Raw genomic sequence first — 21,158 nt, forward strand, 5'->3', positions numbered from 1 at the left:
CTAGATGCGCCGACGATAGTCGAGGATGACGGACACCCCGTGCCGTTTGCCCTCGGGCAGCGCCTGCACGATCGCCCGACGCAAGTTCTTGGGCACCCGCTCGCACAAACGTGCCACCGTGTAGGACGAGAGCCCGCCGGCGAGTCGCACCGCCTCGGAACGCGGGATATCTTCCAGGAGCCGAACCTGGGAAGGCTCGCGCAACCGCAGAAACCGCAGACGCGCCGCGTCGTACTCGCCGCGACCACAGGCGCGACGCACCGTCACGGCATCCTGCTCCGCAGACTCGTCGAAACGCGCTTCGGACGCCACGGGGGCATTGACCTGCTCGTTAGGATTCAAGGTGTTAATCATCAACTCCATCACCGGATTCTCCTCGACGCCGCAAGGCGCACTCCGAGGACCATTGAGCCTGAAAAGGCGAACGTCGACCCTCAAGCGGCTCGACGCGCGCATTCAGGACAACCAAAGCCGGCAACCGCCGGCACCCAGTTGGATGCTGGAATATCAATCAAAGCAGGGCGAGAGATCGGCGAGCCGGAACGGCTGGCGAGATCCAAAGTCCGTTTGCGGCGGAATACCGGGGGCGATCCCGATCCGCTGTCTCGGGCGGGAATCGCGTGGCTTTGGATCCGATGGATGCTCTTCCATCCGTGCCGGCAAGGTCGCCGCACGTCCGGTCGAGCCGGGTGTCGGGTCAGATGACCGTATTGGAGGGCTCGTCCGAAAGACGCTGGTGCGACGCGCGCGCCGGGTCATGACTGACCTTCACGCCTGTCTGCTGTCGACTCCAACTGTCCATACAAAAGCAAGCCTTTGTGGCCAAACACGTGCTCTCGGAATCCGATCGTGACGGACCCATCGGAGAGCGGCGGGCATTATGCGGCTCTTCCGGTCGGCTGGCAAGACCCTCGAGACAGGTTCGCTCGGCCGTAGGTTGGGCAAAGCGCAGCGTGCCCAACTGATCCCCGTGATGACGGCGCGGGTTGGGCACGCTGCGCTTTGCCCAACCTACCTGTCGACCTGTCGAAGTTGCCCCTATCGTGATCGTTCGACCCTGCTCGGACGACTTGGACATCGAGGCCGAAGACACACCCGGCGGCTGCGGTCGGGCGCTAGTGGTCCGCTGTAGAAATCCCGAGACCGTTTGAGCGCCTAGTGCAGCACGGCAGATGTCTCGGGACCGTTCGTTGTCGTTGTCGTTGTCGTCATCGACCATCGATACGACAACGACAACGACAACGAAGATGATCTCGGACGGTCTCGGAATTTCTGAACCTTTGCACTAGCCATCCTCGTAGACCAAGGGGACGCGTCTGTTGATATTGGTGAAGAGTTGATAGGCAATGGTCCCGCTCGCCTCGGCGACGGCGTTGGCCGAGACCTGCGCCCCCCAGAGCTCGACCGGATCGCCGATCGCGGCATCCTCGATCCCGGTCAGGTCAAGGGTCACGAGATCCATGGACACACGGCCGACGACACGGGTCATGTGGCCTCGGACCGCGACCGGCGTCCCGTCCGGGGCGTGACGCGGATAGCCGTCCGCGTAGCCGACCGCGGCGACCCCCACACGGGTCGGACGCTCGCAGACGAAGCGTCCGCCGTAGCCGACCGGCTCGCCGGCGTCGAGATCCCGCACCGAGATGAGCGCGGACTCCAGCGTCATGGCCGGTCGAAGCATGTCGGCCGAGAGGTGCTCGTCGCCCAGCGGCGAGGCGCCGTAGAGCATGATCCCCGGACGGGTCCAGTCGCCATGCGCGCGCGGCCACGCGAGCACGGCCGCCGAGTTCGAAAGGCTGCGGGGCGCGCGCATCGCTGCGGTCGCCCGCGCGAAGACCCGCATCTGCTGCTCGGTGTAGTGATGATCCGGCTCGTCGGCGCGGGCGAAGTGCGACATCAGGACCAGGCTCCGCACATGCGGACAATCGGCAAGCTCCGCGTAGGCCGCGGCAAAGTCCTCCGGCGCAAACCCCATCCGGTGCATCCCGGAATCCATCTTGAGCCAGCAGTCGATCGGGCGCTCGGGCCGGGCGGCGAGCAGCCAGTCCAATTGCAGACGGCTGTGGATCACCGGGGTCAGGCGAGCCCGATCCAGGATCGTCATCTCCTCGGGCGAGAAGACCCCGTCCAGTAGCAGGATGGGCGCGCGGATACCGGATTCCCGAAGCTCCATCGCCTCCTCGAGATAGGCGACCGCGAAACCGTCGGCCTCCTCGGCAAGGGCACGCGCAACCACCACCGCGCCGTGTCCATAGGCGTTGGCCTTGACCACCGCAAGCGCCCGCGCGCCCGGCGCCAGGGTCTTGGCTTGGCGATAATTATGACGGACCGCATCCAGATGAATGCGCGCACGGATCGGACGGGGCATGGCGGGCTCGGCGACGGTTGTCGACTTGGGATGTGTTGGCGCGTCAAGCCCGCCGGCGCGGGCTTCAGCTCAGTCTATCGCAACTGAGTGGCTCGGATAGTCAGATCGACCGCCCCGCATACAACCGATTGATCAGATTCACCAGGGTGTAATGCCCCGCCTCGCACAGAAGCGGCCTTGCTCGTCGCTCGGGCCAAGCCGACACGGGGCGCAGAGCGCCAGGGGCATGCGTAACACCGCGGAGCGGATGTCACGCGCTCTTGAAGGTTTGAGTAGCCGGTCTTCAGCCGACGGCTTGTGAGATCCCACGCCTTTCTTCGCATAAGGCTCGCAGGCTGGTCGTCAACGTCATCGCGATACACCTCTTCGGCATGGCGGGCGGTGCTTCCCGAGCGATCAACAGCAGTCTCCGACTGATTTAATTTTGGAGTCCGGGAACCGAGGATTGATCGAGCCGACGCCGGAGTCGATCGGCAAAAACCGCAGCGACCCGGTGGCCGGCTCATAGCCGGCGCGGCGCGAACATCCGTGTCCGCAGAGCGCACCGCCTCAACGGCCGCGACTGTTGCCGGTCGCCACGAACCAGATGGCCATCAGCAGGAGCACGACCTGGAACTCCATCCCGCCCATCGGGTGAGTCTCCGACGCGACAAAGCTCCATTGCCCCCAATGGACCATCGCGATGGCACCGATCAGAACCGGGATGGTCACGCCTGCGCCGAGTCGCGTCAGCCAATCCCGCCGGACCAGCCCGCCGACGAGGATGGCGAGACCGCCGCCGACCTCGGCCATCGCGACCAGGACGGCGACCAGGAAAGGCAGCCCCATCATCGCGGCAAAGGCTGCCGGGTCAACGAGCTTGCCGACGCCATGGAACAGAAACACGGCGGCGAACCCGATCCGCAACAGCCAGTGGCTTTGGGTCGTGATATCCAAAGATTGCGTGCGCACGCGTTCGGCGCCGAAGGTGTGTGAAGCGCTTGTCATGGGTTATCTCCAGGATGCGAATGTAATGATATCCGGGGGTTGAGGATCGATGGCCCCAGGTGCACGGACCCTGACAGGGTCCGGTACCGTTCGCCCTGCTCCGCAATCAGTAGCTCAGGTCGGCGCTGCCCTCGAAGCCCTGGTAGATGTCCGGGCGCGAACCGCTGTCCCGGGTCGCATCGATGCGACTGAAGAGGTCACTGTTGCCGTCGGCAAGGCCGGCGTAGATGTCGTGGCGGTCCCCGACACCGGGCTGCACCCCGACGACGCTCCGGCCAGCGCGGTGGCCATCGAACAGATCGGCGTTGCCGCGGGCCAAGCCGTGATAGACATCATCGGCGATTGCGGTGGTTGCGAAGAGGGTGGCGGCGATGGCGAGGGTATACTTGGTCATGGTCTTTCTCCGGATTGTGGATCGTTGACTCGGGAGCCACCGCGGTCATCGGCGGTGGCTTGACCCTCGTAACGCAGACGCCGTGCCAATCCTCATATTCACCAATAAACTAACAATTTATCAATAACTTCTGAACTCGCATGGCAACATGAACGACGCGTCTGAACCCGTAAGATCGTCACGTCGCTTCGACTCCGATAACGTTTCGTTACATCGAAACGTAGCAATCGAGTCCGTGGTGACCCTTGAAGAACGCTAGCTCGCCGCCGGTCTGCGGCTGTGGCTGGTAGAGAGTGAGATGGAGATGGAGATGGCCGCACCGCCCACTGGCGGCCGCAGTGTCATGGCATTTGGTTGACCGGGGTCGCCACCTCGACTCAATCGGGGTCAAGAGCGACGCCGTCCTTTTCTTGTGGAAAACTGAGTTTCCCGGGAACCTCATATGGAAAAACCACGGCGCTGAACACAGATAGGCGGACAGTCAAGGCAGCGACCGGCTCCGGCGGGCCGCTAAAGCGCATTTGCCGGCCCCAAGGCCGCAGGTTCAGAGGTGGATGGATGGAGAACAAGACCAAGCCCGCAGCGGGAAAATCGCGCTGGCCCAGAGCGCTGATCACCGTAGCCGTGGTCGTCGGTGCCTTGGCACTGCTCTTGAGCCAGCTCCCTCGCGGGGCCTTTTCGACGGATCTGTCGGGCATCGGCCAGGGGACTCCAGCACTGGTGGTGGCCCGTGACAAAAACTATCTCGCCGGCGGCGAGGTGATGGATCTGATCAACAGTATTCGGCCGGAGTACGAGGGCAGGGTCGTATTTCTTGCGGCCCATCTCGGCCACCCGGACGGGCAGGCCTTTGCCCGGAGACATGGCATGGACGATGCGGTCGTGGTCGTTTTCGATGCGGATGGGTCGCCGGCGGCAAGATTGGTCATCCCGCAAACCGCGGAGGAATTACGCGCCGCACTGAATGTGGTGGACACCCATTAATCAAGGTGGTCAGGCACAGATCGAATCGTCTGCGCAGTTTTCGCCAGCAGGGGCATCGTGGTCCGCTCGATGGCGCCATGCCCTTCCTCCCGAAAAACGGCGGATAACAAGACCCTATGCCCTTCCGTGACACATCGATAGAGCAGCTCTCGGCTCGGGATCAGGCACGGTTCGCGCTTCTTCAGGGCCCGGTCTTCCCCCAAGAATGCGTGGAATCAGCGGCTCGACTCAGTCATCCGAGTCATCGTCCCACGCGTCATCATCGGATACGAGCAGAGCCTGAAGCTGGTCGAGATACGGATGAATGGTCTGCAGGTCGGCAGGGGGTACGTCCGCCAGCTGGCTGCGCAGGTTGTCGATCTGCTGCATTATGGGAAGTCGGGTGGTCATGGCTCGATCTTCCTCGCTCATTTCCTGCAGAGAACGCTCGAGCTGATCCAACCCCTGACCGAAAGAATGGGCGTAGAACGCCCGAAGGATCACGGCCGCCTGGCTGGCGAAAGCGCGTTCGGAACGGTAGCCGCCGGCCCGAATCATGCTTGGTGCTTCCGGATGTTCCGCCAGCATTGCCATCAGCTCGGACTCGAGGATCTGGAGGTTGAAAATATCGATTTCCTCGCCGTTCTCGTCGAAGTCGTCCTCGTCTTCTTCGTCGAAATCGATGATCGTGATCAGCTGCTGGTAGGTCAAAATGAACCGATCGACGTCGGCACCGCTGAAGCTGGCAGCCAGGACCTGACCGAAGGAGAACACCAGAACTACAAGGAAAACGCTGATTTGCTTCATCATGAACGAAAGCCTACACAGGATGGATCTCATGGGTCCACCACATCACAGCAGCAGCCCCCGTCAGGGCCGGGAGCGGCCGCACGCAGTGACGGACGCCGGCACGTACCGATAGGGCTCGTAGATGCTCCCAGCACCCCCGCTCAGTATACCGCGCTTCGCACCCCGGTCGGCAGGCGCCAAGCGCGCACGGATCAAGGCATGAGCTCCGCATGCTCGACCGGTCGCTGCAGCAGGGTTTTTTGGGTCGGATCTGCTGTACTCGATGACCGCCTGATCCGCAGCAGCAAACAGCACAGGTGCGGTGTGTGAAATCACCGGGTGTACGTCGATTTTTCGGAAGGTAGGATAGGTCCCGAGCGCGTCGGGGGCCGGGCAGCAGATCTTCCGCTTTGCCATTCTCGCCCCGGCGAGCCATCGATTTCCTTCAACGTGGCGCTGCCGCTGGCATAGGCAACCGCAATCGCCTCGTTCCGGTCCAGGCAAAGCGTGGCTTATTCGGACACCGGCTCGGCCGACGGCCGGCGATGAGGAAGCAAGACCCGCGCCGCCGCCACAACCGCCTGCCCCAACGAGAGCCCCCCGTCGTTGGCCGGCACCTGGCGCTGCAACAGAACCCGGAGTCCGTCGGCCTCGAGTCCGCTCGCGACGGATTCGAGGAGCAGCCGATTCTGGAAGACGCCGCCGGAGAGTGCGACAGTCGACAGCCCGTGACGGCTGGCCAGATCCAGGGCTAGCCTGCCGAGCGCCTTCGCGAGTCCGACATGGAAGGCGGCGGCGATCTCCTCGGGCGGACGACCGCGGGAGAGGTCCGCGAGCAGGGCGTCCCAAAGCGGTGCCGGATCCAGCACCAGCTTGCCGGTTGGTCCAGTCAATCGCGCGAACGGATAGCCGTCGCCGACCCGCCCCATGGCGTCGGCGGCGAGCGACTCCAGCGCGATGGCGGCCTGCCCTTCGTAGGTCAGCACCTCGCCGCCGACACCCAGCGCCGCGGCGACCGCATCGAAGAGCCGCCCGGCCGAGCTCGAGAGCGGTGCGTTGAGGCCGCGCGCGATGAGTGTGCTCAGGATCGCGAGCGGTTTGGCGTCGAGCCGCTCGATCGGCTTGAGCCCGGCGAAGCGCGCACGCCACGCCGCCCAACCGCCCGCGCTCTCCAGGTGCGCATAGAGGTTGCGCCAGGGCTCCAGGATCGCGCGTGTCCCGCCGGGCATGGCCACCGGTTTGAGGTGGGCGACCCGCTCGAAATCCAGATAGTCGCCGAGCAGAAACTCGCCGCCCCAGAGTGTGCCGTCGCTGCCGTAGCCGAGTCCGTCGAGGAGGATGCCGAGCACCGGACCGGCGTCCAAGGGCCAACCGTTGTCCGCCAGGGTCGAGGCGAGATGGGCGTGGTGATGCTGCACCCCGATCAGCGGCAAGCCGTCGCGCGCCGCTCGCTCGCGCCCGATCAGGCTGGATCGGTAGTCCGGGTGCAGGTCGACGGCGAGCGCCTGGGGGACGACTTGGAAAAGGTCGAGATAGAGGGCGAGGGTCCGCTCGTACTCGCGTGCGGTCTTGGCGTCCTCCAAGTCGCCGAGATGCTGGGAGAGGATCGCCTGACCGTCGCGGACCAGACAGAAGGTGTTCTTGAGCTCGCCGCCGAGCGCCAACAGCGGCGGTGCGTCCTCGAAGCCAGGCGGCAAGGGCAAGGGTGTGGGGGCATAGCCGCGTGCACGCCGGAGCAGGCGCGGCTGCCCCGCCATGACTCGAACCACCGAGTCGTCGACCCGATTGAGGATCGCCCGGTCGTGCAGCAACAGGACATCGGCGAGCTGCCCGAGCCGTCCGAGCGCGTCCGCATTGTCGATGCACTGCGGCTCCTCGCTCAGATTGCCGCTCGTCATCACCAGGGGCCGATCCCAGTCCGCCAGGAGCAGATGGTGGATCGGGCTGTAGGGCAGCATGACCCCCAAGGTCGTCTGACCCGGCGCGACATCCGGCGCCAACGCTCGAAACACCGCATCGCAATCACGTAGGATGGGTAGAGCGCAGCGAAACCCATCCTCCCCGCGCAGATGCGCCGGTCCCGGCTCCGCTAGAGCGCAGCGAAACCCATCCTCCCCGCGCAGATGCTCCGGTCCCGGCTCCGCTAGAGCGCAGCGAAACCCATCCTCCCCGCACGAATGCTCCGGTCCCGGCTCCGCTAGAGCGCAGCGAAACCCATCCTCCCCGCCCGAACCGCCCCGCTCCAAGAGCACAATCGGCGCACCCGGACCGGCAAGCAGAGCCGCATCCCGCCCCGTCATCCGACAATAGCCCCGGATCACATCCAGATCGCGCGCCATGAGCGCGAGCGGCTTGGCATAGCGCCGCTTGCGCCGACGCAGCTCGGCGACCGCATCCGGGTTGGTCGCATCGCAGGCGAGATGGAAGCCGCCGATCCCCTTGACGGCGAGGATTCGCCCCTCGGCCAGCAGCCGGCTCGCCGCGGCGATCGCGTCCTCGGCACCGAGCGCCGTTGGTTCCAGGAGCCGCCCCGCGGCATCCTGCAGCCAGACCTTGGGACCACAGACAGGACAGGCGTTGGGCTGGGCATGGAAGCGTCGGTCAGCCGGATCCTTGTATTCCGCCGCACAGTCCGGGCACATGGGAAATGCCGCCATGCTGGTACGGGCACGGTCGTAGGGGATCCCGGCGACGATGCTCAGACGCGGCCCGCAGTGGGTGCAGTTGGTGAAGGGATAGCGGTAGCGCCGATCGACGGGGTCCCGAATCTCGGCGACACAGGCCACGCAGGTCGCCGCATCGGCGACGATCCCGGTGTGCACGGCGGTCGCCGCGCTCTCCAGGATGACGAAGTCCTGCCTCTGCGCGAGGTGGGCCAGCTCCTGCGCATCCGCGATCGGACTGCGTTCGATCGAATCGATGCGGGCCAGCGGCGGACATTCCTCGCGAAGTCGCTTCAAAAAGCCGCTCACGCCGGGATCGTCCCCGGCGACGTTCCCCCGCAGGCGAATCAGGACGCCCTCGCCGTCGTTGCGCACATCGCCGGACAGGCCGCACGCGCGGGCCAGGCGCCAGACGGTGGGGCGAAAGCCCACGCCTTGGACCAGGCCGCGGACACGAATCGACTCGGCGGTCACGCTATTTCAGTCCGAAGCTTATCGAGATTCATGGCTCGCCCGGATAGAAGGTCCGGTCGAGGATTTCATCGAGCGAATAGGGACAGTCCTGCGGAAACAGATGCTCGGGGAGTCCTGTTTCGAAGACCGCACGCTCGACCGCATCCGGATACACATCGGTCAAGGCTTCGGGCAAGAACGGCTTCAGGCTCGGGCTGAGCTTGATCGCCCGCGCGATTTGGCGGCGCTGCTCCCGGATCGTTCCGTCCCAGCTATTGGTTCGGCGCTCGGGCTGAAACGCCCACTTCAAGAGATGCGAAATCAACACGTCCAAACGGCTCATCAGCTCGCGGCGCTCTTTCGCTCCCATGCTGTCGAGCTCCTCGGCAAGATCCTCCAGATTGAGCGCGTCGAGCTTGTGTTGGCGTACAAGCTCCGCCGCACGACGGGTCCAGGCATGGAAGTCGGTCTTGTAGAGCTCGGACAGGGCACTCGCGGGTTGGTCGGGCTGCTTCGTCAACATCGAAGGGTGCTCATCATGTGAGTGTTTTCGTCGAAGAGGCTACCCCGGATGAAGCGCGGCGCCAAGATGCGATTCGGTCGGCCATCGTCGTCCAAAGGCGACCGGCGCGGGCTGACTGCTATCGGCGGCGTCTGGCTGTCCCTCGTGACTCCTGTCGGGCTGAAGCCCGACCCACTCCGGATGGTCCGGCAAGAGCCGCAGTCTTCCGAGAGTCGCCTACAGCAATCTCTGCGCCGGAAACCCGACGCGGATCTCGGTCCCGCCGCGCTTCCGACAACGACAGTCTGTACCCGGGGCGTCTCCCTGCCCTATTCTCGGACTCCGCCCCGCGAGGAGTCGCCGCATGGCCCGCAAGAAGCTGCTCAGAAAGCGTCCGCATCGCAAGATCGGGGCACCGCCCGGGACACTGGTGCATGTGGGAGAGCCGAGTCAGGAACCCATTACCTTCGACCTCGTCACCTACGATGCCGAGCATTTCTCCGAGGTCACCTTCGGCATCGGCGAGGTCGAGCGCTGTTGCGGATTGGACAAGCGTCGGGCGGTCTCCTGGGTCAACATCAACGGGATCCATGCCGTCGGCCATATCGAGACCATCGGGGCCTGTTTCGGACTTCATCCCTTGGTGCTCGAAGACATCCTCAACAGCGACCATCGGCCGAAACTGGAAGACTACGGCGACTACCTCTTTCTGGTGCTGAAGATTCCCTTCTACGAGAAGGAGGGCGGGTTCCGGGTCGAGCAGGTGAGTCTGATCCTGGGACCGAGCTTCGTGCTCTCGTTCCAAGAGAAGAGCGGTCCGATCTTCGACGCCGTTCGCGATCGATTGAGGAGCGGCAAGGTTCGTGGCCGTGCGATGGGACCGGATTATCTGGCCTATGCACTGATCGATGTCGTGGTCGACCGCTACTTCACCACGTTGGAGAGCATCGGCGACGACATCGAAGATCTCGAGCAGGAGCTCTTCGCCGTCCCCGGCACCAATACCCTGGAGTCGATCCATCACTTCAAGCGCGAAATGATTCAGCTCCGCAAGTCGGTCTGGCCGTTGCGCGAGGTGATCGGCGGTCTGCAGCGCGGGGATTCGAAGCTGGTCGACGAGACCACACGGGTCTTCCTGCGGGATGTCTACGACCATACCGTCCAGGTGGTCGACACGGTGGAGACCTTTCGCGACATCATCTCGGGGATGCTCGATCTCTATCTCTCGGGCATCAGCTATCGCACCAACGAGGTGATGAAGGTCTTGACCATCACGGCGACCATCTTCATCCCGCTGACTTTCCTGGCCGGCATCTACGGCATGAACTTCGAATACATGCCGGAGCTTACGTGGCACTGGGGCTATTTCGGCCTCTTGGGGGTGATGCTGATCCTGGCGTTGGGAATGCTGGTGTTCTTCCGCATCAAACGATGGTTCTAAACCGCGCCCAGAGCGAGATGCTCACTTTCGAGTGGGCTCGACGTTTGGTGCTTCCACGGCCCTTAGCGGGGACGCGGTTAAAAATAATATATTTTTTAATATCTTAAACCGCGCCGACTCCAGCGGTCGTCAAAACTGCCGGGGCCGATCCCATCCAAAAACATCGCATACCGCACAGGGCGCGGTTTAAGGCGATTTCCGAATCAATCGATGACCGGTTGTGCCGACGATCGGAAGCACAACTGCCGCCGACGGTTGTGCCTCGCACGGCTCGGCACCATGGCTCCAGCATCGGGAATCACCCCGATTGCGGAGGCGACTCGTCGGTCAGGAGATGCTCTGGTAGTAGAGATTCTGGGGATGCTTGCCCTCGGCGAAGAAGTACCAGCGCTCGGCGATGAGTCCGAGGTACTGGATCACGAAGGCGAGGACGGGGAGCGTCGTCGATTCGATCAGGTAGGCGGCGGAGATCAAGAGGATCGGAATCGGGAAGACCAGGGCGAGGAAGCTGTTGCGCACGAGTCGAACGGTCTCGGGAGTGCGCCCGTGGAAGAACTCGCGCGTGTTGAAGCTGCCGCCCATCGCGCCTTGCGCCTTCTGAACCACTGCGGTGTGGCGCACGCCGATGGCGGTCTGCACGGTGCTCTTGTGCTTGATCCTGGCGTTGCGCCTGAGATGGGCACCGCGCGAGACGAATGCCGCCAAGGTCAGCAGCACGGCCCAGGTGCCGAAGAAGGACACCAGGGGATTGCCGATATAGGCCGAGTAGGCAGCGGCCAGCATGAATCCGGAGGCCAGTCCCAAGAGCGTGAAGTTGGCGACGGTGAAGGTCGAGTGCCATTCCTCGAGGAATTTGACGCTCGCGTAGATCATGGCGGTCGAGACGAAGAGCGCGAAGGAGGCGATCGTCCCGAGCAGCCCCAGGATGAGGGTCGCATCCACGTTGAGTGCCTCGCCGATGCGGAACCAGGGCTGCGTCCAGTGCATCAAGTGCGCCACGCTGTAGGCAAATACCAGCGCCATCAGGATCGGCAGGATGATGACCTCGCGCGACAACCAAGAGGTGCGCCACATGGCGGCTGAGCGCCAGGCCCGCTCGGGACGTCCGAGATGGAAGAAGGATGCACCGAGCCCGGTCACGAGCAAAAGGAGCGCGACCAGGCTTCCGATCGCATAGAACTGGTCCTCCTGCGCCGGGAGGAACTGGGCGAGCGCATAGAGTTGACCGGTAAACATGGCCAAAAACAGGCCCTGACCGGCGCCGAGCAGCGTGGTCAGAAAGATGACGGAGAATGCGGGGTGCATGGGTGGATGCCTTTGTCCTGTAACGAATGTCGTGTCGGCGAGTCGGATTCATCCGGATCGGCTCGAAGCGCGACGGGGGTCGCTGTGCTCGCCCCGTCCTGCGCGCTCCGATCCGCGGGCATCCCTACCAGGCCACGTCGTCCAAGGTCTCCTCACCGGTGTAGGTGGTGAGATCCTCTTTGCGTAACGGGTTGTCGACACGCGTCAGCTCGTCCGGACTGATGTACATCCGGGTCTTCTGACGCGGCAGATAATGATTGGCCGGCTTGGTGCCCCATTCGGGCATCAACTGATAGCCGCCGCGCTCGCGAATCGCCACCGAGACCTCCGAGTCCGGGTCATGGACGTCGCCGTAGAGCCGCGCACTGGTCGGACAGGCCAGCACACAGGCCGGCTGACGATCGCGATCGGACAGCGTGGCATCGGTGATGCGATCGATACAGAGGGTGCATTTCTTCATCACCTTCTCTTGCTCGTCCAACTCACGCGCACCGTAGGGACAGGCCCAAGAGCAGTATTTGCAGCCGATGCACTTGTCGTAATCGACCAGCACGATCCCGTTGTCGGCCCGTTTGTGCGAGGCGCCGGTCGGACAGACCGGAACGCAGGGCGGCTCCTCGCAGTGCAGACAGCTCTTCGGAAAATGGACCGTCTCGGTATTCGGGAAGACACCGACCTCGAAGGTCTGCACCCGATTGAAGAAGGTCCCCGTCGGACTGCCGTCATAGGGATTTTGGTCCACCATCGGGCCTGCCCAGCCGGAGGTGTTCCACTCCTTGCAGGACGTCACGCAGGCATGGCAACCGACGCACACGTTCAGGTCGATGACCAGGGCGAGTTGAGTCATGTCTAAAATCTCTCCGTTGTCGGCCGTCAGCCGCGGGATCGGACGTCGGCGTGCGAGCCCGCGATGGTTTTCATCGCCGGGCCCGGAGCCGACCGCTGAGGGCCGAAGCTACTTCTTCCCGAACACGCCGGCCATGTAGGCCTGCCATTTGCCGCGCTGCTTCTCCTGCCCGGGCAGTCGCGGCATGGCGTCGAACTGGGGCGAGGTCACCCGCGGCTCGTCGGAACCGGCCTTGTAGACCCGTACCCGAACATCGAACCAAGCGGCCTGACCCGTGACCGGATCCGAGTTGGAGAGATGCTCGCCGGCCGCGCTGGGCGGAAGCTCCTCGGCGATCAGGTGATTCAGCAGGAAGCCCTTGCGCGACTCGTCCGCGTTGCTTCCGAGTCCCCAGGCGCCGTTGGCCTTGCCGATCGCGTTCCAGGTCCAGACCGTGCCGGGCTCGACCGCCTCGGAGAAGCGGCACATGCAGCGCACCTTGCTCAGCGTGGACTCCACCCAGATCCAGTCACCGTCGGCGAAGCCGTGCTTCTTGCCCACCAGCGGATTGACGAAGAGATAGTTGTGGCTGTGGATCTGACGCAGCCAGGCGTTCTGGCTGTCCCAGCTGTGATACATGGCCATTGGACGCTGGGTGAGTGCGTTCAAGGGATAGCGCACCGTGTCGACCAGTTGGTCTTCCAAGGGGCGATGGAAGAAGGGCAAGGGGTCGAAATAGGTCTCGACGCGCTCGCGCAACCGATCCGGCGGCTGTCGGCCGGGCCATTTGCCCTGCGCAGCCAACCGGAACTTCTGCAGGACCTCCGAATAGAGATGGATGGTGATGGGCTCGGCATAGCGGATCATGCCGTGCGCCCGCGCCCAGTGCAGATAACCCTTGTTCCAGTTGCGCATGTACTGGTAGCTGGGCGGCAGCTCGTGGTGAAAGACGCAGCCGTTCTTGGCGTACATCTCCCACTGCTTGGGGTTGGGCTCGCCTTTGAGCACCTGATCGCCGTTCTTGCCGCGCCAGCCGGCCAGGAAGCCGATGCCGGATCCAGGGGAGGTCTCGTAGTTGACGATGAAATCGGGATAGTCGCGGAACTTGCGCGCGCCCTCGGCGGTGACGAAGGCCGGCAGCTTCAGGCGCGATCCCAGCTCGATCAGCACATCCTGGAAAGGCTTGCACTCGCCTTTCGGCGGCAGCACCGGGATGCGCACGGCATCCACCGGGCCGTCGAACTCGGAGATCGGGCGGTCAAGCATCGAGAGCGCATCGTGACGCTCCAGATAGCTGGTATCGGGCAGCACCAGATCGGCAAAGGCAACGGTCTCGGAGGAGAAGGTGTCGCAGACGACGATGAAGGGGATCTTGTATTTGCCCTCGACATCCTTGTCCACCAGCATCTTGCGCGTCTCGCTGGTGTTCATGGAGGAGTTCCACGCCATGTTGGCCATGAAGAGGAACAGGGTGTCGATCGGATAGGGGTCGCCGCGCCAGGCGTTGGTGATGACGTTGTGCATCAGACCGTGCACCGAGAGCGGATACTCCCAGGAGAAGGCCTTGTCGATGCGCACCGGTCCGCCGTCGGCGTCGACGAAGAGATCCTCGGGCTTCGCGGGCCAACCGAGCGGCATGCCGTCGAGCGGCGTGTTCGGCTGAACGGCCTCCGGGCCATGCGGTGGCTTGGCACAGGGCGGGATCGGGCGCGGGAAGGGCGCCTTGTGGCGAAAGCCACCGGGCCGGTCGATGGTGCCGAGCAGGGTCATGAGCACGGCGAGCGCGCGGATGGTCTGGAAGCCATTGGAATGGGCAGCCATGCCGCGCATCGCGTGAAAGGCCACCGGGTTGCCGGTCACGGACTGATGCTCGTTATCCCAGCAATCGGTCCAGGGGATCGGCAGCTCGATCTTCTGATCGCGCGCGGTCACGCCCATCTCGTGGGCGAGCCGGCGGATGGTCTCGGCCGGGATACCGGTGATCTCGGCGGCCCATTCCGGGGTGCAGGACTCCAGCCGCTCCTTGAGCAGTTGGAAGGCCGGTTTGACCGGGATCCCGTCGTCCATGTCGAGCTTGTAGCTGCCCATCAGTCGCGGGTCGGCACCGGGGGTGTGGGTGCTGATGGGGCCGTCGATGTTGCGATCCCACCAGAGCTTATTCTCCGGATCGAAGCAGCCCTCTTCCACATGCATCTCGGCACGGTAGAAGAGACCGTGATCGTTGCGCGCCGGGTCGTCGATGACCAGCTCGGCCGAGTTGGTGTAGCGGATCAGAAAATCGCGGTCGAACAGACCCTGCTTGAGGATCTCATGGGAGATCGCCATCAGCAGCGCGCCGTCGGTGCCGGGCTTGATCGGTACCCACTCGTCGGCGATGGCCGAGTAGCCGGTGCGGATCGGATTGACCGAGATGAAGCGGCCGCCGCGTCGTTTGAACTCGGAGATGGCGATCTTGAGCGGGTTGGAATGGTGATCCTCGGCGGTGCCGATCATCACGAAGAGCTTGGCGCGATCCAGATCCGGTCCGCCGAACTCCCAGAAGGAGCCGCCGATGGTGTAGATCATGCCCGCGGCCATGTTGACCGAGCAGAATCCGCCGTGTGCGGCATAGTTCGGGGTACCGAACTGCTTGGCGAAAGAGACCTGCGAGGGGCCTGCGTCTGTCGTACCGGCGAAGAGCGCCGGAGCACGCTCGGATCCATCGCAGAGCGCCTCGTCTGCACCTCGCGACACTCGTCAGGGATGCTCGGAGGCGTCCATCCGCTCCCGCTGCCGCGGCGCAGCGGCGTGGTGATCCGCCCCGGCGAGTACTGCTTCATGATCCCGGAGCTGCCCGTGTGGCGCTGACCTTTGCTTTAGCGCAGACAGCACGGTTTGGGATTGCCGTCGATATAACGGACCTCGCCGTCGCGCATGTGGACTCGGATGCCGCAACGGCATGCACACATGTAGCAGGTGGTTTCCTTGACCTCGACTCGCCCGACCGTGCTGTCGGAGTGAGCAATGGGATCTCATAACGGGCACCTTTAGAGCTGAGTTGTGAAGACCGAGACGATTACCGCATTCTAATATTGCGGATGTCTATGTTTCAAAACGTTCAGCCGGAAATGGGTGACCAAGAAGCGACCGGCGCGAAGCTTGCTAAACAGGCGAACGGGTCGCTTGTACGCGGAAAACGGGGCGATCGAGGCGAATGCTGTGCGGCGTGAGGAGCGTGGGAGCAGAAGCCGCTCGACTGCAAACGAACTCCCGCACCTCGGGGCGTAAGCCCCGGAGGTGCGAGTCTTGACGAGACTGACGAGAGCCGGAGGCCGGCGCGAACGACGTCGCGGACTAGGCCGCTTCGGCCAGCGTCACCGGGAGCCACGCGGCCAGACGCGCGCGCTCTTGGGTGACGTCGATCGCGAAGAAGTGATTCAACACATCCAGTGCTTCGTCGAGGTCCTCGCACGGCCATTCGTTGGTGATGCTGCGGAAGGTCCAATCCTCGACGTGGAAGCAGCAATGCCCGCCCTTGGCTGCACCCTCGGCGTCGTAACGCAGCTTGAACCCGGTGTAAGTCCTGGGATCCCATTTGTAGCGGATCGCGTTTTCGGTTTGCTCGAACATGTTTTTCTCAGTGGAATCTGTTGTTTGGATGCCGATCATCCCGCCCGGGAGAGTCGGTTGAGCTGCCCGCTCGGCAACGAGAGGAAACATGCCGACAACAGGCCGTTTCCTTTTCGTCACACACTGCATCTCATGCGTCAAGTTTAGTATTAAAATGCAACAAACGACAACCAGACAACAGCTTTTATTTCGCTAAATCGATCACTGAACGCGAAAAAACATCGCGTCGATCAGCGCTGTCTTGCAGGACAGAGGGGCGCATCTGTTGTCGAGATGCAACATAGAGACAATCAAACGTCTCGCGATCACGCCCCGTTCGCGCGCCGGTGCCGAAAAACCACGGAACAGGGCCGGCTCGATTCAACCGCGGGGTCGACGCCAACTCAGCGCAAGCGGATCGTCGGGGTCCACGTGCGACATGAATGGAAGCCTGCGGTCGTTGTGGGTGACCTGATAGATCAGCCCCATCCAGTTGCCGAGGACACCCTCCCCGCTGTCGTGCCAGGTGTTGTCGAGCCGATCGACGATGTGCTGCTCGGGGAAGGTCGGCAGATCGCGCCCCTGATCGAGTGCATCGAGGATCCGCTCGCGATGCTCGTCCAGGATGGCGCGTGACTGGACGCCGAAATAGTTCTCGGGGACAGGCGGGTACTGGTCGCGCTCTCCGGCGGCGAAACGGTTGACCTCGCGCTTGTACTCCTTGAGCAGCGAGATGATGTCGTACTCGGGGTGACCCTGGAAGAACACCTGGCGGAAGCCGTCCGGGCTGACCGCGAGATGCACACCGGCCTCCTCGCTCTCGGCGAGGATGTGCAGACCTGCCGCCTCGAATTGGTCGCGACCGATCTCGTTGAAACGCGAATGCGGCACGTCGAAGCGCGTATTCACACTGCTCACCAAGGGATGGCTGCGGTCGATGACGCGATGCACATAGACACCCCAGCGTTTCTCGCCCAGCGGACGGCGCCGCTGCCCGTAGCGAAACTGCAGCACCGCATGGGTCGCCAGGCAGGAGCAGAGGGTCGAGCTGACGTTGTGATAGGCCCAGTCGACCACCTCGATCAGCGGCCCCCAAAAGGTCTGGCTCGCGAGGTCCGGGCCCGTGACATTGGCCCCGGTGATCACCAAGGCATCCAGGCCCTCGGCTCGAATCGTCTCGAACGGCTCGTAGTAGCGCTCGACATACTCGCGAATGATGGGGCCGCGGTCGAGCGCGTCGAGCGTGAAGGGGTGGACATAGAACTGCGCGATCTGATTGCTCTGACCGATCAGCCGGAAGAACTGTCGCTCGGTCGCCGCAAGCGCGGCATCCGGCATCATGTTCAGCAGGCCGATATGCAGCTCGCGGATATCCTGCTGAAGCGCGTGATCGGGCTCGAGGATCTTGTGGCCTTCTTCGCGCAGACGCTCGAAGGTAGGCAGGTCATTGTGGGCGACGATCGGCATGGGGTCGGTCCTGTCGTTCGGGTTACTGCATCTCGGGATCGAAGACCGGCGTCTCGGCCTGTCCGATCGCCGATTCGATCAACTGCAGGAAATCCTGCTCGTCGCGCACCTGCGCGACATCCTCGGACGAGACCGTATAGCCGTAGGGCCGAGCGATCGCCTCGTAGCGCGGCACCCGCGAATGGAACAGGCGCGGGAAGACCCAGCGCGTAAAATCGTCCGGGTCCACTTGCGCGACATAGTCCAGACCATGGACCGACAAATAGTCCTTCAACGCGGCACGCAGGAAGTCGGGGCGATAGTAGAGCGGCTTGGGATCGGCCTGTGCGCGCTGGATGAGCTTGATCTCGTCCGCCTCCGGGACCCGGATGTAGAGGATCAAGCTGTGCTTGGCGAGCAGGTCGATGACTCGCGGCTCGTCGAGCTCGCAGAGGCTCCCGCCGACGTCGTTGATCAGATGCGGATAGCTGTAGATCTCCCGGGCCTTTCGCACGAAATCGGGCACGTCCATCATGGCCGCGATCTCCGCCTCGCGATACAGGGCCTGGCGACGGTTGAACTCGCCGAGCGGCAGCCCCCCGCGCTCGGGGTTCCCGAGCTTGCCGACGAAGCTCAGAACAGGCCCCAAATCCTTGATCTTGATATTGTTGTGTATGGCCACCCAATCGTGGCGCAGGAGATCGCGCAGGAAGGGATCGCGCATCGCGTGCGCCTTGATCAGGTCGAGGATGTGCTCGTTGAGATAACGGGTCCCGATCCGGTAGTCGCCGGAGTAGTGGAACCAGTCGTTGCGGCGCAGCATTTCCGAGAGATAGGTCTTGCCCACTCCCGACATCCCGAGCAGCGTGATGCACTTGTGCTTCCAGCTGCGGAATTCATCGACCTTGAACTTCATGGATTGAACCGCGTCCTGAGTGAAAACCGACGTTTGGCGGCGAACGGCCGTTCGGGGATACCGAGAGACTCGTGCCTGACGCGGTTCGAATCGGCGATGTTAAACCGCGCCCGGCGCGGTATGCGATGTTTTTGGATGGGATCGGCCCCGGCAGATGTGACGAGCGTTGGAGTCGGCGCGGTTTAAGATATTAAAGAATATTAAATTTTAAACCGCGTCTCACCGAGATCGAGGACATCTCCAAAGCCATATGCAAAATGAAAATGACGCATGTCGCTCTGGACGCGGTTTGGTTCAGGATGGGGACGGCGACAAACGCGCCGTTCGGGGTTCGGGGTCAGGGGTCAGGGGTCAGGGTTGGTTGGGCCGAGCGGGACCGAGGCAACACCGGCGGTCGGTCCGGCTGCGCGCGCAGGGCCTCGCTCACGCTGGATCAGCGCCGCGCCTCGAGCGACTCCCAGCGCGCGTAGGCGGTCTCGAGCTCGGACTCCAACGCCTCCAGACGCCCCTTGACCGCGGCCACCTCCTCTCGGGCGGCCTGATAGAAGGCCGGATCGGCGAGGCGGTCGTGCAGCTCGGCTTGCGCGCCCTCCAGTGCCTCGATTCGGGCCGGCAGCTCGGCGAGCTCGCGCGTCTCTTTGAAGCTCAGCTTCTCGCCCTTGGGCGCGGCCTTGGGCTGAGTCGGCCCGCCCGTGGGAGCCGACGCCGATGTCGCGGAGTCCGCAGGTTTCGTCTTGAACTCGCCCGAACGCCGCGGATCGCGTTGACGCACCCAGTCCTCGTATCCGCCGACATATTCGCGGACCCGTCCGTCGCCCTCGAAGACCAGGGTGCTGGTGGCGACGTTGTCGAGCAGTGCCCGGTCGTGGGAGACCAGCAAGAGGGTGCCCTGGAACTCGACGAGCAGGTCCTCGAGCAGCTCCAGCGTCTCGGTATCCAGATCGTTGGTCGGCTCGTCGAGCACCAGCAGATTGGCGGGGCGGGTGAAGAGTTTGGCCAGCAGCAGGCGATTGCGCTCCCCTCCCGACAGCGCCTTGACCGGCTGGCGCGCACGCTCCGGGGTAAAGAGAAAGTCCTTCAGGTAGGAGAGGACATGCCGACTCTGGCCGTCGACCTCGATCTTGTCGCTCCCGCCCGCAACGTTGTCCTGGACGCTTTTGTCCAGCTCGAGCTGGGCGCGCAGTTGATCGAAATAGGCCACCTGCAGGTTCGTGCCGCGGCGAATCGTCCCGACTTGAGGCTCCAGGCCACCGAGCAACAGCTTCAGCAGCGTGCTCTTGCCGGCGCCGTTCGGGCCAATGATGCCGATCTTGTCGCCGCGCAGGATCAGGGTGCTGAAGTCGCGAATCACCGGGGTGTCGCCCCAAGCGAAGCTGATCTCCTCGGCCTCCACCACCAGCTTGCCGGAACGATCCGCCTCGCTCAGGCGCAGACGCGCCGTGCCCTGCAGCTCGCGCCGCTCGAGCCGTTCGCGCCGCATGGATTCGAGCGCGCGCACGCGGCCTTCGTTGCGGGTGCGCCGTGCCTTGATACCTTGGCGGATCCAGACCTCCTCCTCGGCGAGCTTGCGGTCGAAATGCGCCGCGGCTTGGGCCTCGGCATGCAAACGCTCCTCGCGGCGACGCAGATAGTTGGCGTAGTCGCCGGGCCAGTCGGTGATCCGCCCGCGATCGAGCTCCAGGATTCGGGTCGCGACCCGTTGCAGGAAACGCCGATCATGGGTGACGAAGAGCAGGGAGCCTGGAAAGTCGATCAAGAAGTCTTCGAGCCAATCGATGGCATCGATGTCCAGATGGTTGGTCGGCTCGTCGAGCAGCAGCAGATCGGGCTCGGTCACCAGGGCACGGGCAAGTAAGACGCGACGTTGCAGACCGCCCGAGAGCGCCGCGAAACGGGCCTCGGCGTCGAGCCCGAGCCGCGAGATGACGCGCTCGGTGCGTTGCTCGATTGCCCAGCCGCCGCCGTCCTCGAGTTGCTGCTGTACCCGTGCCAGACGGGTCAGGTCCTCCTCGCTCGGGTCGGCCCCCAAGCCGTGGGAGAGCTTGAAGTAGTCGCTCAGAAGCACCCCGAGATCGCCCAGGCCGGCCGAGACGACCTCGAAGACGCTCCCCTCCTCCCCGCGCGGGATCTCCTGCGTCAGGCGCGCCACCTTCAGCCCGGCGGCCGCGCGGATCTGACCCGAGTCGGCCTGGATCTCCCCGTCGATGATCCGCAGCAAGGTCGATTTGCCGGCGCCGTTGCGGCCGATCAAACAGATCCGCTCCCCTCGCTCGATGCTGAAGGAGACGTCCTCCAAGAGCGGCGGCAGGCCATAGGAGAGGGCGACGGAGTCGAGGCTGAGCAAGGTCATCGGGATACCTGGTCGAGGGGACGTGTGAGTCACGGCGCGCGGCGCACGAGCGAACACCGGTGGCTCACGTTAGAGAGGGCGACGACAATGCGCAACCCCGCGCGCGAAATGATCTCGTCCGTACGATGGGCTACACTGGGCCATCAGGTGCTTCATGCGCACCGAAC

General features: G+C 63.8%; 15 protein-coding genes and 1 pseudogene. 2 read left to right on the forward strand and 14 right to left on the reverse strand.

The features are described 5' to 3' along the window. The 4 genes from KFB96_RS10065 to KFB96_RS10080 all read right to left on the reverse strand — a co-directional run bounded on the left by KFB96_RS10065 (position 1) and on the right by KFB96_RS10080 (position 3,749). Complete coding sequence (locus tag KFB96_RS10065; RefSeq protein WP_213461914.1) at positions 1-363, reverse strand: hypothetical protein; 363 nt, start codon at positions 361-363, stop codon at positions 1-3. 922 nt (positions 364-1,285) lie between these two features. Beyond that, a complete protein-coding gene (gene alr / locus KFB96_RS10070; RefSeq protein WP_213461912.1) occupies positions 1,286-2,368 on the reverse strand; it encodes an alanine racemase in 1,083 nt (360 codons plus the stop codon). A gap of 549 nt (positions 2,369-2,917) precedes the next feature. Continuing rightward, entirely contained in the window at positions 2,918-3,355 is a 438-nt protein-coding gene (locus KFB96_RS10075) for a DoxX family protein (protein WP_213461910.1), read from the reverse strand. 106 nt (positions 3,356-3,461) lie between these two features. After that, positions 3,462-3,749 (reverse strand): hypothetical protein, encoded by a 288-nt coding sequence (locus KFB96_RS10080; RefSeq protein ID WP_213461908.1) that lies wholly within the window; start codon positions 3,747-3,749, stop codon positions 3,462-3,464. Between the two features lie 558 nt (positions 3,750-4,307). Between KFB96_RS10080 and KFB96_RS10085 the strand changes: the two genes are divergently transcribed. Next, positions 4,308-4,733 (forward strand): hypothetical protein, encoded by a 426-nt coding sequence (locus tag KFB96_RS10085; protein ID WP_213461906.1) that lies wholly within the window; start codon positions 4,308-4,310, stop codon positions 4,731-4,733. 228 nt (positions 4,734-4,961) lie between these two features. On the opposite strand, the gene KFB96_RS10090 is transcribed toward KFB96_RS10085, so the two are convergent. From KFB96_RS10090 to KFB96_RS10100, 3 genes are all read right to left on the reverse strand, one after another. Then, positions 4,962-5,522 carry a hypothetical protein gene (locus KFB96_RS10090; RefSeq protein ID WP_213461904.1) on the reverse strand — a complete coding sequence of 187 codons (561 nt, stop codon included), beginning with the start codon at positions 5,520-5,522 and terminating at the stop codon, positions 4,962-4,964. 491 nt (positions 5,523-6,013) lie between these two features. Continuing rightward, entirely contained in the window at positions 6,014-8,638 is a 2,625-nt protein-coding gene (locus KFB96_RS10095; RefSeq protein ID WP_213461902.1) for a carbamoyltransferase HypF, read from the reverse strand. A gap of 28 nt (positions 8,639-8,666) precedes the next feature. After that, entirely contained in the window at positions 8,667-9,140 is a 474-nt protein-coding gene (locus tag KFB96_RS10100) for a DUF29 domain-containing protein (protein ID WP_213461900.1), read from the reverse strand. Positions 9,141-9,483: 343 nt separating this feature from the next. On the opposite strand from KFB96_RS10100, the gene corA reads away from it, so the two are divergent. Beyond that, a complete protein-coding gene (gene corA, locus KFB96_RS10105) occupies positions 9,484-10,560 on the forward strand; it encodes a magnesium/cobalt transporter CorA (protein ID WP_213461898.1) in 1,077 nt (358 codons plus the stop codon). A 327-nt stretch (positions 10,561-10,887) separates the two neighbouring features. On the opposite strand, the gene soeC is transcribed toward corA, so the two are convergent. The 7 genes and pseudogenes from soeC to abc-f form a co-directional block, all read right to left on the reverse strand. After that, on the reverse strand, positions 10,888-11,865 hold the full coding sequence (gene soeC / locus KFB96_RS10110) for a sulfite dehydrogenase subunit SoeC (RefSeq protein ID WP_213461896.1): 978 nt from the start codon (positions 11,863-11,865) through the stop codon (positions 10,888-10,890). 124 nt (positions 11,866-11,989) lie between these two features. Further along, positions 11,990-12,712 (reverse strand): sulfite dehydrogenase subunit SoeB, encoded by a 723-nt coding sequence (soeB, locus tag KFB96_RS10115; RefSeq protein ID WP_213461894.1) that lies wholly within the window; start codon positions 12,710-12,712, stop codon positions 11,990-11,992. Between the two features lie 108 nt (positions 12,713-12,820). Continuing rightward, a pseudogene (gene soeA / locus KFB96_RS10120) lies at positions 12,821-15,639 on the reverse strand (sulfite dehydrogenase subunit SoeA). Positions 15,640-16,024: 385 nt separating this feature from the next. Further along, positions 16,025-16,300, reverse strand: a complete 276-nt coding sequence (locus KFB96_RS10125) for a hypothetical protein (protein WP_213461890.1) — start codon at positions 16,298-16,300, stop codon at positions 16,025-16,027. A gap of 360 nt (positions 16,301-16,660) precedes the next feature. Continuing rightward, on the reverse strand, positions 16,661-17,746 hold the full coding sequence (locus tag KFB96_RS10130; protein ID WP_213461888.1) for a homoserine O-succinyltransferase: 1,086 nt from the start codon (positions 17,744-17,746) through the stop codon (positions 16,661-16,663). 22 nt (positions 17,747-17,768) lie between these two features. Next, complete coding sequence (locus KFB96_RS10135; RefSeq protein WP_213461885.1) at positions 17,769-18,641, reverse strand: ATPase; 873 nt, start codon at positions 18,639-18,641, stop codon at positions 17,769-17,771. A 433-nt stretch (positions 18,642-19,074) separates the two neighbouring features. Continuing rightward, entirely contained in the window at positions 19,075-20,991 is a 1,917-nt protein-coding gene (gene abc-f, locus KFB96_RS10140; protein ID WP_213461883.1) for a ribosomal protection-like ABC-F family protein, read from the reverse strand. Between the last annotated feature and the right edge of the window lie 167 nt (positions 20,992-21,158).

The sequence above is a fragment of the Thiocapsa sp. genome, assembly GCF_018399035.1.
Classification (GTDB): Bacteria; Pseudomonadota; Gammaproteobacteria; order Chromatiales; family Chromatiaceae; genus Thiocapsa.